12 protein-coding genes and 2 pseudogenes are annotated in these 13,532 nt (G+C 72.1%); 4 read left to right on the top strand and 10 right to left on the bottom strand.

Going from position 1 to position 13,532, the window contains the following annotated elements; translation table 11 throughout:
- Nucleotides 1-5 precede the first annotated feature (5 nt).
- From recX to ACRWNP_RS26205, 4 genes and pseudogenes are all read right to left on the bottom strand, one after another.
- Nucleotides 6-710: pseudogene (gene recX, locus ACRWNP_RS26220) on the bottom strand (recombination regulator RecX); the annotation flags it as partial.
- Entirely contained in the window at nt 605-1,741 is a 1,137-nt protein-coding gene (recA, locus tag ACRWNP_RS26215; protein ID WP_431965447.1) for a recombinase RecA, read from the bottom strand. The pseudogene recX and the gene recA, both read right to left, overlap by 106 nt.
- A gap of 191 nt (nt 1,742-1,932) precedes the next feature.
- Nucleotides 1,933-3,123 carry an AI-2E family transporter gene (locus ACRWNP_RS26210; protein ID WP_431965499.1) on the bottom strand — a complete coding sequence of 397 codons (1,191 nt, stop codon included), beginning with the start codon at nt 3,121-3,123 and terminating at the stop codon, nt 1,933-1,935.
- 134 nt (nt 3,124-3,257) lie between these two features.
- A complete protein-coding gene (locus ACRWNP_RS26205) occupies nt 3,258-3,452 on the bottom strand; it encodes a DUF3046 domain-containing protein (RefSeq protein WP_431965445.1) in 195 nt (64 codons plus the stop codon).
- A gap of 338 nt (nt 3,453-3,790) precedes the next feature.
- Between ACRWNP_RS26205 and ACRWNP_RS26200 the strand changes: the two genes are divergently transcribed.
- On the top strand, nt 3,791-4,372 hold the full coding sequence (locus ACRWNP_RS26200) for a TMEM165/GDT1 family protein (RefSeq protein WP_431965443.1): 582 nt from the start codon (nt 3,791-3,793) through the stop codon (nt 4,370-4,372).
- Between the two features lie 62 nt (nt 4,373-4,434).
- On the opposite strand, the gene ACRWNP_RS26195 is transcribed toward ACRWNP_RS26200, so the two are convergent.
- The 5 genes and pseudogenes from ACRWNP_RS26195 to ACRWNP_RS26175 all read right to left on the bottom strand — a co-directional run bounded on the left by ACRWNP_RS26195 (nt 4,435) and on the right by ACRWNP_RS26175 (nt 8,833).
- Nucleotides 4,435-5,046, bottom strand: a complete 612-nt coding sequence (locus ACRWNP_RS26195; protein ID WP_431965441.1) for an HdeD family acid-resistance protein — start codon at nt 5,044-5,046, stop codon at nt 4,435-4,437.
- 55 nt (nt 5,047-5,101) lie between these two features.
- Nucleotides 5,102-5,521 carry a PLDc N-terminal domain-containing protein gene (locus ACRWNP_RS26190; protein ID WP_431965439.1) on the bottom strand — a complete coding sequence of 140 codons (420 nt, stop codon included), beginning with the start codon at nt 5,519-5,521 and terminating at the stop codon, nt 5,102-5,104.
- A 93-nt stretch (nt 5,522-5,614) separates the two neighbouring features.
- Complete coding sequence (locus ACRWNP_RS26185; protein WP_431965497.1) at nt 5,615-5,791, bottom strand: hypothetical protein; 177 nt, start codon at nt 5,789-5,791, stop codon at nt 5,615-5,617.
- Nucleotides 5,792-6,057, bottom strand: a pseudogene (locus tag ACRWNP_RS26180) (ATP-dependent Clp protease ATP-binding subunit); the annotation flags it as partial. It lies immediately after the preceding gene.
- Between the two features lie 136 nt (nt 6,058-6,193).
- The gene (locus ACRWNP_RS26175; protein WP_431965437.1) at nt 6,194-8,833 is read right to left on the bottom strand and encodes a Pls/PosA family non-ribosomal peptide synthetase; all 2,640 of its coding nucleotides are present in this window, start codon (nt 8,831-8,833) and stop codon (nt 6,194-6,196) included.
- A gap of 317 nt (nt 8,834-9,150) precedes the next feature.
- Here ACRWNP_RS26175 and ACRWNP_RS26170 point away from each other — a divergent pair, with 317 nt between their 5' ends.
- Entirely contained in the window at nt 9,151-10,998 is a 1,848-nt protein-coding gene (locus tag ACRWNP_RS26170) for a Na+/H+ antiporter NhaA (protein WP_431965435.1), read from the top strand.
- Between the two features lie 267 nt (nt 10,999-11,265).
- Here ACRWNP_RS26170 and ACRWNP_RS26165 read toward each other — a convergent pair whose 3' ends face one another.
- Nucleotides 11,266-11,574 (bottom strand): hypothetical protein, encoded by a 309-nt coding sequence (locus ACRWNP_RS26165; protein ID WP_431965433.1) that lies wholly within the window; start codon nt 11,572-11,574, stop codon nt 11,266-11,268.
- Nucleotides 11,575-11,741: 167 nt separating this feature from the next.
- Between ACRWNP_RS26165 and ACRWNP_RS26160 the strand changes: the two genes are divergently transcribed.
- The gene (locus ACRWNP_RS26160) at nt 11,742-12,407 is read left to right on the top strand and encodes a response regulator (RefSeq protein ID WP_431965431.1); all 666 of its coding nucleotides are present in this window, start codon (nt 11,742-11,744) and stop codon (nt 12,405-12,407) included.
- Nucleotides 12,404-13,504 carry a sensor histidine kinase gene (locus ACRWNP_RS26155; protein ID WP_431965429.1) on the top strand — a complete coding sequence of 367 codons (1,101 nt, stop codon included), beginning with the start codon at nt 12,404-12,406 and terminating at the stop codon, nt 13,502-13,504. Before ACRWNP_RS26160 ends, ACRWNP_RS26155 begins: the two co-directional genes overlap by 4 nt.
- Nucleotides 13,505-13,532: the final 28 nt, after the last annotated feature.

The raw sequence follows: 13,532 nt of genomic DNA, 5'->3' as shown, positions 1-13,532 counted from the left end.
GAGGTTCAGTCGGGCAGGTAGTGCTCCAGCAACTCCGGGTCCTCGCCCTCCTCCTCCAGGGCGCGGCGAACCACCCTCAGGGCGAGCCCCTCCGCGTACCCCTTGCGGGCGAGCATCCCGGCGAGCCGGCGGATCCGCTTCTCCTTCTCCAGGCCACGGGTGGCCCGGAGCTTGCGGTCGACGAGGGCACGGGCCGTCTGCTCCTCCTGCTCCGCGTCGAGCTGCCCCACGGCGTGGCCGATCGCCTCGGCGTCCACTCCCCGGGTGCGCAGTTCCTGGGCGAGGGCGCGCCGGGCGAGGCCTCGGCCGTGGTGCCGGGACTCCACCCAGGCATTGGCGAACGCCTGGTCGTCGATGAGCCCGACGTCCTCGAACCGCTCCAGCACATGCTCAGCCGCCTCCTCCGGGATCTCCCGGCGGCGCATGGCGTCGGCCAGCTGCTTGCGGGTGCGAGGGGTCCCCGTGAGCAGGCGCAGGCAGAGCGCCCGCGCCTGCTCCACGGGGTCGAGCGGGCGCTCCTGCTCCGCCCTGGGCCCCTCCTGCCCGGGAACGGGCGAGGAGGGGGCGAAAGAGCCGCCTCGATCCTTGTGCCCGTACGCCACCGTCAGGCCTTGGCGGCCGCGGCCTTGGTCGCCTTGGCGGCCTTGGGCGCCGGGACGGTCGCGGCGTCGGCCTTGGCCGGGTCGGCCGCTGCGGCGGCGGGAGCGGCCGCCTCGGTGCCGGCCTCATCAGCCGGGGCCTCCGGCCGGACGCCGATGCCGAGCTTCTCCTTGATCTTCTTCTCGATCTCGTCGGCGAGGTCGGGGTTGTCGCGCAGGAAGTTCCGCGCGTTCTCCTTGCCCTGGCCGAGCTGGTCGCCCTCGTAGGTGTACCAGGCACCGGACTTGCGGATGAAGCCGTGTTCCACGCCCATGTCGATCAGGCCGCCCTCGCGGCTGATGCCCTGGCCGTAGAGGATGTCGAACTCGGCCTGCTTGAAGGGCGGCGCGACCTTGTTCTTGACGACCTTGACGCGGGTGCGGTTGCCGACCGCCTCGGTGCCGTCCTTGAGGGTCTCGATGCGGCGGATGTCCAGACGCACGGAGGCGTAGAACTTCAGCGCCCGGCCACCGGTCGTGGTCTCCGGGGAGCCGAACATCACGCCGACCTTCTCGCGGAGCTGGTTGATGAAGATCGCGGTGGTCTTGGACTGGCTGAGCGCACCGGTGATCTTGCGCAGCGCCTGGCTCATCAGGCGGGCCTGCAGACCCACGTGCGAGTCGCCCATCTCGCCCTCGATCTCGGCCCGCGGCACGAGGGCCGCCACGGAGTCGATCACGATGAGGTCCAGCGCGCCGGAGCGGATCAGCATGTCGGTGATCTCGAGAGCCTGCTCACCGTTGTCCGGCTGGGACAGCAGCAGCGCGTCCACGTCCACGCCGAGGCGGCGGGCGTACTCCGGATCGAGGGCGTGCTCGGCGTCCACGAAGGCGACCTTGCCGCCGGCCCGCTGGGCATTGGCCACCGCGTGCAGGGTCAGAGTCGTCTTGCCGGAGGACTCCGGGCCGTAGACCTCCACCACGCGGCCGCGCGGGAGACCGCCGACGCCGAGGGCGACGTCCAGGGCGGTGGATCCCGTCGAGATGACCTCGATGGGCTCGTTCGGCCGATCGCCGAGGCGCATGACGGCACCCTTGCCGAACTGCCGTTCAATCTGTGCGAGCGCGGCGTCGAGCGCCTTGTCGCGGTCGGTTCCTGCCATGGGTTCCACCCTGGGTGTCTGAGTCGTTCGCTTCACGTCCATGACGCTACTGCCTGCCACTGACAATGCGTCCCGACGCCGCCCCCGGCCTGTGGACAACCCACGGAAGTCCGTGAAAACCATTGGGAAACCGGGCCCGGGACATCCATGAGAATGGATGTTCGATTTTTGTGTCAAGCGACTCGCGAACCTCAGTCGCCCCCGTCGCCCGCCCCGTCCCGGCGGTCCCGGCCGTCCCCGGCGGCCCCCTCAGGACCGTTGCCGTTGCCCGGACCGTCGCCCCGACCGCTCCCCCGGCCGGCCCGCGACCACCACCGGAACAGCGGCCGCCGCTGCGGCCCGTGCGCCCGCGGGTCCGTGACGGCGTACCGCTTCACGTAGGCCCCGAGGAAACCCTGCAGCGTCGCGGTCGCTGGGATCGCCACCAGCGCGCCCACCGCCCCCAGCAGCGCGGTGCCGGCGATCACCGACCCGAAGGCCACCGCGGGGTGGATGTCGACGGTGCGCGCGGTGATCCGCGGCTGCAGCACGTAGTTCTCGAACTGCTGGTAGACCACGACGAAGCCGAGCACCCACACCGCGTCCCACGGGTCCTGCGTGAACGCGATCAGCATCGGCAGCGCCCCCGCCAGGTACGTACCGACCGTCGGCACGAACTGCGAGACCACGCCGACCCAGACCGCCAGCGCCGGCGCGTACGGCACCCCGATGACCACGAACAGCACGTAGTGGGCGACGCCCGAGATCAGCGCCATCAGTGCCCGCGAGTACAGGTAGCCGCCGGTCTTGGCGACCGCGATCTCCCAGGCCCGCAGCACCTCGGCCTGCCGGGCGGGCGGCAGCACCGAGCACACGGCGCGCCGCATCCGGGGCCCGTCGGCGGCGAAGTAGAAGGTGAACAGGCTGATCGTCAGCACCTGGAAGACCCCGCCGAGGACCGTCGCCGACAGCCCCCACACATTGCCCGCCTGCCGCTGCACGTAGTCGCGCAGCCAGTCGGAGTGCAGCACGTTCTCCTGCAGCTTGCCGACGGACAGGTCGGTGCCGAAGGTCTGGTTGACCCACACGACCACGTCGTCGACGTACTCCGGCAGATTGCGGCCGATCGAAGTGATCTGGTCCACCAGCAGGGAGCCGAGCAGCACCACGAAGGTCCCGCCCGCGGCGAGCACGAGCAGGAACACCAGCCCGGTCGCCCACCCCCTGCGCATGCCGCGCGCGGCCATCCAGTCCACCGCCGGCTCGATCGCCAGGGCGCCGAAGAAGGCCAGCAGGATGTTCACCAGCAGTCCGATGACCTGGTGGAACGCCCAGTTCGCCAGTTGGAAGGCGGCCAGCAGCGCGAACGCCAGCAGCATCGCCCTCGGCAGCCAGCGCGGCATCGCGGAACCCCGCACGCCCTCCCCTGCCCCCGTTCCGTCTCCCGGCTCCCCGGGCTCCCCCGGCGACCGCGGACCCGCGGCCGCCCCGGCTATCGTCTCGTCGCTTCCCGCCACGGCCTCAGTCCCACCCCCGCTCAGCGGCGCGCGGCCGGTACGTCGACGGCCACGCACACCGCCCGCCACACGTCCTTGGTCTCCCAGCCCTCGTCCAGTGCCTGGTGCACGGTCCGACCGCCGAGCTCGGACATGACATGATCGCGCGCGAAGGAGTCGGCGTAGGTCTCGCCGAAGTGCGCGCGCATCCGTTCCCAGAACACCGTGAGCTTCATGCGCCCAGTATCCCGCGCCGCCAACCGAACGGGCAGGCGTCGCACTGGGGCGCACGCCTGCGCGGCCGGGGCGGCGGGGCCGATCGGGGCGTTGGGTACACTGGGTGCAGCGAAGGGGAGTAGTCCCGCGATACCGGCTGGTCGACACACTGGACGTCCTGGACGTCCCGGCCACCGGGCCGCCGCACCGGGTGCGGGGGTGGACGAGACCTTCGGCCAAGGCAAGACGTGGTCCGCATCACCGTGCGGGCTGCTCCGTCGTGCCGGGCCGATGGCGCTTCCCGTCGCCCCCTGGGTGTCGCCGAGTCCGCGGTCCGGCCCCAGCAGAAAGCACCGGAATGACCTTCGACCCCCTGGCGCTCGTCACCGCCTTCGGGCTGATCTTCCTCGCCGAGCTCCCGGACAAGACGATGTTCGCCTCGCTGGCGATGGGCACGCGCATGCGCCCGCTGTACGTCTGGTTCGGCACCTCGACCGCCTTCATCGTGCACGTGGCCATCGCCGTGGGCGCCGGCAGCCTGATCAGCCTGCTGCCGGGCATGGCGGTGAAACTGGTCTCCGCCGCCCTGTTCGCCTTCGGCGCTGTGGTGCTGCTGCGGGGCGGGGGCGACGACGACCACGACGAGGCAGGCAGGACCGTGACTGGGTTCTGGCCGGTGTACTCCACCGCGTTCACGGCCGTCTTCATCAGCGAGTGGGGCGACCTCACGCAGATCACCACCGCCAACCTCGCCGCCACCAACGGCTGGCTGCCGACGGCCGTCGGCTCGGCCGTCGCCCTGATGTCGGTCTCCGCGTTGGCCCTGGTGGTGGGCCGGTTCATCGCCAAGAAGGTCCCGCTGAAGACCATCCAGCGCGTCGGCGGTGTCTGCATGGCGGGTCTGGCCGCCTGGACCCTGGTCGAGGCGTTCACGGGCTGACGGGCCCCGGCCTCCGGGCCGGGCGGGCCCCGGCCCCGCCCGCGCAGGCCGCGGACGCCTCATCACACGGGTGGGCGGGGGGACGCCGGACGTTTCGCGAGCGAGCGCAAGGCGAGCGCCAGCGCCGCCTCGGCCAGGCCCAGCAGGACGAGCCACAGCCCGACCAGCCGGGCCAGCGCGACCGCCGACTGCACGGGGAACGCGAGCACCACGATCCCGGCGACGACCCCGAGCGCGGCCACGGCGAAGGCCGCCCCTCGGTACGGCATGTCCCGCCCCGCGACGGCGATGAACGCCACCAGCAGCCCGGACACCAGCCAGTACGCGCCGAGGACGAGGGAGAGCACCGCGGCGGTCTGCAGCGGGTGCCGCAGGCACAGCACCCCCGCGAGCACGGCGACCACCGCGACGATCACAGCCGTCACCCTGCTCCCGCCGTCACGGCGGGAGAACGCCGTGACGAACCGGAAGACCCCCGTGACCAGCAAGTAGAGGCCTATGACGATCGCCAGTACGTGCAGCGTCTCGTCCGGCCAGGCCAGCACGATCACCCCCGCCACGAGCGTCGCGAGCGCGAAGCCCAGGGACCATCCCCAGGAGCCGCCCAACTTGCCGAGCACCTCGTCGGGGTCGGCCGGCCCTCGCGTCGTGGCGTGTCCGTACGTTGCGTTCATGGTGTTCTCCCGGCGCTGCGCGCGGCGGCGTGGGCCGCCGCGCGACGAGGACGGCTCAGTGCAGGACCTTCTCCTTGAAGCGCTGGAACTCCTCCTCCGTCAGGTCGCCCTTCGCCTTGAGCTCCGAGAGCTTGGCGAGTGCGTCGGCCTCGCCCGCCGCCGTGCCGGCGCCGCCCGCGGTCTGCCGGACGTAGTCGTCGAACGCCTTCTGGCGGGTGCGCATCTGCTCCGCCTCGCGCTTGCCCATGCCCGCGCCGCGGAACAGGAGGTAGGCGAGGATCCCGACGAAGGGGAGGACGAGCACGAAGAGCAGCCATGCCGCCTTGGCCCATCCGTTCATGGCGTCGTCACGGAAGACGTCCATCACGACGCGGACGATGAGGAAGATCCAGATGACCCACAGGAAGATCCACATCATCGTCCAGAACGCACCCAGGACCGGGTAGTCGTAGGCGAGGTACATGTGACCGGTCATTTCCGTCTCCTCCCGGCGCCCGCCCCGTACGGTTGCGGGGAGGGCGCGGGCCCGGGGCGGATGCCCGCCCGTGAGCTGCTTGGTGGGCCGGGGTCAACCGTCCGACGCGGCCGCCTCCTTGGCCGGCTCCCGCGATTGGCCCTCCTTGAGACCGAGGGACAACCGCCCGTCCTTGATGTCGGCGACGACGGTGTCCCCGGGGTTGAGGGTGCCGTCGAGCAGCATCTTGGAGAGCCCTTTGTCGAGTTCGGTTTGGATGGTGCGGCGCAACGGCCGTGCGCCGGCCGGCAACTGCCTGCCCGCCGGTAAGCGGGTGGCCGCCCAGAGCAGGTGCTCGGCGCCGAGGTCGGCGCCGTCCGCGGCCGCGCGGCTCGCGGCTGCCGCCAGCAGTTCGTCGGAGGAGTCGCCGAGCAGTCGCCCGACGGGTACGCGCTGGACGGCGGCGGCGAGGCCGCCGGGCTCATCCCGAGGAAGTGGTCGAACAGGTCGGAGAACGGGTCGCCGGACCCGAAGGGGGAAGTCGTCACCTTGCCCATCCGTCCGGCGGGCCCACAACGGCTGAGTGGCGCCCGCCGCAGTCGATTTGCCCGTACTCCACCAGTTTTGGCCCGATCGGACGCGCGTGCCACCGCAGTGCCCGGAGGGTCACGGAGCGCGGCGCGGCGCCGCCGCTCAGCCGGTCCGGGCGGTGGCCGCGGCGTCGCGGTGCGCCGGGGGCACCGGCAGTTCGTCCGGCATCTCCCGGGCGGGGTTTCCTGCCCAGCGGGCGCCAGGCGGCATCTCCTCGCCCTTCATCAGGAAGGAGTCGGGCGCGAGGACCGCCTCGTCGCCCATCGTCACGCCGTAGTGGACGAGGGCGCCGACGCCGACGGTGCAGCCGGCCCCGAGGGCGCTGTGATCGGACTTGAAGGTGCCGTCCTCCTGGGAGTGGCACTGGATCCGGCTGCCTTCGTTGAGGACGCACTCGTCCCCGATGCTGACCAGGGAGCGCTCCGGGAAGTAGCAGCCGTCGTCGAAGACCCGTCGGCCGACCCGGACGCCCATCCAACGCCAGACGACGCTTTTGAAGGGTGTGCCGTTGAAGACCATGATCGCCTCGCTCACGCTCGTGACCTTCCAGTACCGCTCGTGCCGCCAGAAGGGACGTTCGTAGATCGAGCAGTACAGCGGCCGCAGCCCCCGGAAGCCGGTGGCGACGCGTTCGGACAGCACCATGTCGGCGACGGTGAAGACGAGCGTGAGGAGGTTGGCGAGGGCGATCACCGACACCCCGAGCGCGTCGTACAGGTCCGCGGCCACCGACACCACCAGGGCCACCCAGAAGAAGAAGACCCACCGCGCGAGCAGGTGCAGCGCCATGGTGAAGACGTTGTGCTTGTTCTTCGCCGCCAGGCGGCGGCGGAAAATCTCGCCGTCCTTGAGGTGGTCGAACTTGCTGTCCCGCAGGACGGACCTCGGGATCTCGAAGCTGGGCGAGCCCAGCAGGCCGACGTCCTCCCGTACCTTCCCGTCCACCGGGACCATGACCTTGGTCGCCAGCAGGCAGTTGTCCCCCGTCCTGCCCTGCGACGGGTAGGCGACGTAGTTGCCGACGAAGTTGTGCGCCCCGATGGTGACCCGCGAGACGCAGAAGGACGAGCTGGAGAAGTCGGCGTTGATGATCGACAGCCCGTCGGCCACCATCGTGCCCCGGCCGACGGCACTGAGGAACGGGTTGTCCTGCTTCATGATCGTGCCGAAGTTCGACCCGGTCTGCTCCACGCGGGAGAGCCGGTAGCCCAGGCCGCCGAGGTAGTGGACGATGGCCGAGCTGTCGCCGAACAGGGTCTTGAAGAAACGCCGGTTGCTCAGGAAGCCGATGGTCCGGTGCATGCCGTACCGGAAGCCGAACAGGGGGTAGACCGTGTCCGGCCGGACGGCGAGGTTCAGCACGCGCGGGACCGTCACCGTGAACAGCAGGCCGAGCACCACGGCGCCGAAGAACAGGGCGATCGAGGTGACCAGGGCGTCGGCGTAGAAGTCCCAGGCCGTCAGCGCGGTGGGACCCGGCTCCACGAGCGAGGCGAACTGCGGCACGGCGGCGAACAGCAGCACCGAGCCGGCGACGGCCAGCGGCACGTGGACGAGGACCGCTCCCAGCAACTGCGAGAGGGAGTAGCCCGCCCTCCGCGCGGCGCCGCAGCGGGCCGGGCCGACGGCCCGGTAGTCGACGTCGGCCGGCTGGGCCGGGGATCCGTGCCAGTGCTCACCGTCGGGCACGCGCTGTCCGGCGTGCAGCGAGGAGGCGTGCCCGAGCTGGGTACCGTCGCCCATGGCCGTGTCGATGTCGATCACCGTCACCTCGCCGACGAGCACATCCTTGCCGAGCGTGACGGGGCCGGTCCGGATCACCCCGGATTCGGCGCGGTAGCAGGAGAAGAACACGTCCTTGCGGATCACCGTGTCGTCGCCGACGGTGAGCAGGTCGGTGCAGACCGGCACGCGCCGTGACAGGACGGTGACCCGGCGCCCGATCCTCGCGCCGAGGGCCCGCAGGTACAGCGTGTACAGCGGCGACCCGTGGAAGAACACCAGCGGATCCGACCGGATGAGCGTCTTGACGCACCAGAAGCGCAGGTAGTCCATGCTCCAGATGCGGATCTGCCGGGGCCGCCACCGGCCGACGAGCACCCATTTGGCGACGATGGGCAGCACGCAGACCGCGGCGAAGGCCACGCCGCCGAAGGCGATCGCCCGCAGGTAGGTGTCGACCAGGCCCGAGGCCCCGGCGATCCAGTCCACACCCTTGGTGAGGACGAGCGCGGCCCCGAAGGAGTACGCCACGAAGAAGGCGAGCTGCAGCGTCGCGCACAGGACGTAGTGCGGGCGGCCGGACGGCGGCGCCATCACCGATCCCGGCACCGCGGCGCGCGAGGCGCCGTCGCCGTTCTGCCTCTGCGCGCCTGCCGCGGACGAGGCGCGTACGGAGCCGGGAGCGGCCGCCGGGGAAGGGGCGGAGGCGGCCGGTGCGGCCTCCTCGAGGGCGGCCGCCAGGCTGCGGATCGTGGGGTGCCGGTAGATCTCCTTCATCGACACCGACGGCGCGTCCGGCCGTTTCCTCAGCCGTGCGCAGAAGTGCGCCATCACCAGCGAGTCGGCGCCCAGGTCGTCGAAGAAGTGGCTGTCGACGCATACCTGCTCGGTGTGCACGACGCCGGCCAGGGTCTCCGCCAGAATCCTTGTCGTGCCGGTCCCAGGACCGGCACGATCACCCCCGGTGGTTGAGGCTTCATCCTGTTCGCACCGACGGACCTCGGCTGATTTGTCCATCATGTAATCCCTGAGGGTTCACGACCGTCCACGTCCCAGCGGCCCGCTGCCACAAGGTCGTGGGCGCTTGTCCGGCCGTACGGGAAGAAGTCGTCTCCTTGCAGTCTCGAACGTCCGGCGCCGAGGCGCCAACCGCCGGGCCCGCGACGGCCGGAGCGGTCGCCGTGCGTAGGCGGGCGGGCTCCACGCGGCGCCCCCGCAGTCGCCCGACGGGCCCGTACGCCGTGCGACGGGCCGCCGGGGCGGGCTCGTGCCACGATGTGCGGGTGAGTGGGTTCTCGTCACTGCGAGCAGCGGAGCAGACCCCGCGCCATCTCGGCGTGACCACTCCGCGTCTGCGTTTCCTGCGCACCGAGACCGCGGGCGCCGGTTTCCTGCTGGCGGCCACGATCATCGCCCTTGCCTGGGCCAACCTGGCGCCGGGGAGCTATGAGTCGGTGTGGCACACCCATCTGTCGCTCACTCTGGGCTCGCGGGGCGTCTCCCTCGACCTGCGGGAGTGGATCAACAGCGGGCTGATGACGCTGTTCTTCTTCATCGTCGGCCTGGAGGCCCGCCGGGAGTTCGACCTCGGCGAGTTCCGCGAACGGACCCGGATCACCCTGCCGACGACGGCCGGGCTGGCCGGGATGCTCGTGCCGCTCGCCCTCTACCTCGTCTTCACCCACGGCACCCCCGACGCACGCGGCTGGGGCACGGTCATCTCCACCGACACCGCGTTCGCCCTCGGGCTGTACGCCCTGCTGGGCCGCAGACTCCCCGCGGCCACCAGGGCGTTCATCCTGACCGCGGCCGTCGTCGACGACTTCATCGCGCTCAGCGTCATCGCGTTCGCCTACACCAGCGGCATCTCCTGGCCCGAACTGTTCGTCGCCATCGGCCTCTTCGCCGTCGGGCTCGCGGCGTCCAATTCCATCGTGCGGACCTGCGGCGAGTTCCGCGGCGCCGCCTTCGCGCTGACCGGCGTGGCCGTCTGGTTCGCCCTGCTCGGCTCGGGGGTGGACCCCGTCGTCACCGGGCTGGCGCTCGGTCTGATGGCCTGCGACCACCCGGCGCGCGGCGCCGACCTGCGCCGGGCCAGCACGCTCTACCTGCGGTTCAGGGAGCAACCCACACCCGCGCTGGAACGCGACGCCCGGCGGGGCCTGGCGCTGTCGGTGTCGCTCAACTCCCGGCTGCAGGAGTTGTTCCACCCCTGGAGCAGCTATCTGATCGTCCCCGCCTTCGCCCTGGCGAACGCAGGCATCACCCTCGACGCACGACAGTTGACGGCCGCGTTCACCTCCCCTGTCGCCCTCGGCATCCTCGTCGCCTACGTGCTGGGTAAACCCCTCGGCATCGTGGGCGCCTCGGCGCTGACCACGCGGCTCAGCCGCGGCCGGCTGCGCCCGCCGGTCGGCTGGGGGGCGGTGACGGCCGGGGGCACCATCTCCGGCATCGGCTTCACCATTGCCCTGCTCATCGCCGACCGCGCGTTCCAGGGCGGGCGGCTGGCCGAGGCGAAGGTCGGCATCCTCGCCGCGGTGCTCGTCTCCTTCCTGCTCACCTGGTGTGTGACGCTCGTCCTGTCCCGGCTGCCCCGGACGATGCGCCGGCGGGCGCTGCTCGGCAAGGCGCAGCAGCTGGAGGACCTGGCCGTCCCCGTGGACCCGGAACGCGACCACATCCGCGGCCCGCACGACGCCCTGGTCACCGTGGTCGAGTACGGCGACTTCGAGTGCCCCTACTGCGGCGAGGCGGAGCCCGTCATCCGCGACCTGCTCGCGGACTTCGGCGACGTCCGGTACGTGTGGCGCCATCTGCCGCTCGCCGACGTGCACCCCCACGCCGTCCAGGCCGCCCGCGCCGCGGAGGCCGCGGCCGAGCAGGACCGCTTCTGGGAGATGCACGACCAGATCTTCGCCCACCCGCAGGCGCTCGACATCCGCGGACTGGAACGGCTGGCCGCGGCGATCGGGCTCGACATGGAGCGCTTCCGGCACGACCTGGAGACCCGCGCCGTCGCGGTCCGGGTCGCCGAGGACGCCGAATCCGCCGACCTGAGCAATGTGTCGGGAACGCCGACCTTCTTCATCAACGGCCGCCGCCACTACCGTGCGTTTGACATCGAAACCCTGTCGGCGGCCGTTCGCGTCGCCCTGGAACACGCCAAGGCCGCCCACTACTGACGCCCTCCGGGCGGCCGGATCCGGGTCGGCGTCCCCGCTACCGGTTGGCCCGCATCCGGGCGCGGCACCGCCTGGACGTAGGCGGACCGCTCGTCGTCGTGGCCCAGGGCCGCGAGCACGTCGGCAGCGGTCTCCGCCTCGTCCCCGCCGCCCACAAGCCCTCCCGCACGCGCAGACGGCACTCGTCCCGCGCCGTCCGCGCCGTCCGCGCCTCGAGGACGGCCCCCACCATCGGCGGAACGTGCTCCGCCCGGCGACGTCGGTTGATCAGCCGGGTGGGCAGGATGAGGAGACCCGTACGGCCAGGCGCCGCAGCACGGCGCGGCGGCCGACGAGGACGACGAGGGCGACGCCGGTGTTGCCCAGGGTCGGGAAGGCCGTCCGGCCATGCTGGGCGACCGGCGAGGGGCGGCCGCGGGACGTCTCCATCGCCCGGCCCACCGGCCCGCCCCCGGGAGGCCGGGGCACCGCGGGACCGCGGGCGAGGTGGAGGGCGACCCGGCGCCCCGCAGAAGGGCCGGGCGGCGCCACCGCGCCCGCCGCTGCGGGCGGCGCGGCCGGTGCTACGTTGGTCATTGCTCCAGCGTTGTGCCCGCGGCGCCCCATCCGGCAGTCGTCCGGAACCGCATCCGCCTCCTGACCCGCGCACCCCCGTCACCTGGCCGGACGCGGCCCGGGTCCCTGCCGGACGGCCCGCGGCGTGATAGGAATCGGGCAGGGGTCCGGTGGCGAGTGGAGCACACGTGATCCGGGTATTGGTGGTCGACGACGAGGCCCTGATCCGTACGGGCTTCCAGCGCATCCTCGACACGGCGGACGACATCGAGGTCGTGGGTGCGGTGCCCGGCGGGCAGGCGATCCGTACGGCGAAGGAGACCCAGCCGGACGTCGTCCTGCTGGACATCCGGATGCCGGACGTGGACGGACTCACCGTCCTGGCCGGGCTCCGGCGGCTGCCACAGCCTCCGGTGGTGGCGATGCTGACGACCTTCGACATGGACGAGTACGTGACCACCGCGCTCCGCTCGGGCGCGGCCGGTTTCCTGCTGAAGGACACCGACCCCGAGGAACTGCCCTTTCTGGTGCGGGCCCTGGCCGAGGGCGGCGCCGTGCTGTCGTCCAAGGTCACCCGGACGGTCGTGGACGGGTACCTGGGCGCGGGCCCGCAGGAGTCGGCGACCCGCGGCGTGGCACGGCTGACCGATCGCGAGCGCGCCGTGCTGCTCCTGGTGGCCGAGGGCCTGTCGAACGCGGACATCGCCGGGCGGATGCACCTGGGGACGGGCACGGTGAAGGACCATGTGAGCGCCATCCTGACCAAACTGCAGGTGGGCAGCCGGGTGCAGGCCGCGCTGCTCGCGGAGCGCGCGGGGCTGCTCAGGCGACCGCAGGACGGTGAGGGCGGATGAGGTTCAGGCGTCCGTCGCCCGTGGTGGTGGACCTCGCCGTCGTCGCGGTCGCGCTGTTCGACATCTGGGTCAACGTCGACCCTTGGGAGCCGGTGCGGCTCGGCTGCGCCCTCGGCGGCGCCGTCGCCCTGATGCTGCGCCGGCGCCTGCCTCTGGTCACCTTCGTGCTGGCGCTGCCGGCGGTGCTGGTGTCGGACGCGGCCTTCGCCACGCTGGCCGCGCTCTACACCCTCGCCTCGCTCTCTCGGCGCCGCTGGCTGCTGGCGGGGGGCGCGCTGGCCTTCACGATCGCGGACATGGCGCCGTGGCCCGCTCCGAAGTTCGACCTGTCCGAGCCCTCGAACCTGATCACCCTGAGCTACACGGCGGCGACGGCCGCCGCCCCGGTCTTCCTCGGGCAGCTCGTGCAGGCCCGGCGGGACCTGTCGCTGCGGCTCACCGAGATCTCCAAGGCCCGCGACCACGAGCGGCTGCTGACCGCGCAGACCGTGCTGGCCAAGGAACGCGCCCAGCTCGCCCGGGAGATGCACGACGTGGTCTCCCATCAGGTCAGCCTGATCGCCGTGCGGGCCGGCGCGCTGCAGGTCGGCACGCAGGACGCCGAGGTCAAGGAGGCCGCGGCGACGATCCGGCGGCTGAGCGTGCAGACACTGGACGAGCTGCGGCACATGGTGAGCGTGCTGCGCGCGGCCGGCGGCAGGCCCACCGAGCTCACCCCGCAGCCCTCCCTGGCGGACCTGGAACGGCTGGTCAGCGGCAGCGGCATCGAGGCCGAGCTGCAGCCGGAGCTGCCGGACGGGCTGCCGCCGACGGTGCAGCGCGCGGTCTACCGCACCGTCCAGGAGGCGCTGACCAACGTGCGCAAGCACGCGCCCGGGGCCTCGGCGCGGGTCCGGATCCGCCACCAGGGCGGCACCGTCCGGGTCACGGTCACCAACACCGCCCCCACCCGGCCCGCGCTCCCCCTGCCCAGCGCCCATTACGGCCTGGTGGGCCTGCGGCAGCGCGCCGCGCTGCTCGGCGGCACCGTCACCTCGGGCCCGACGGCCGACGGCGGCTACGAGCTCAGGCTGGAACTGCCCGCCGCCGGAACCTGAAACGGCGTCGCCCGGCCCCGCAACGCGG

The sequence above is a fragment of the Actinacidiphila sp. bgisy160 genome, assembly GCF_965342435.1.
Classification (GTDB): Bacteria; Actinomycetota; Actinomycetes; order Streptomycetales; family Streptomycetaceae; genus Actinacidiphila.
Note: the sequence above shows the minus strand (reverse complement) of the source record. Positions and strands in the feature narration are given on the sequence as shown.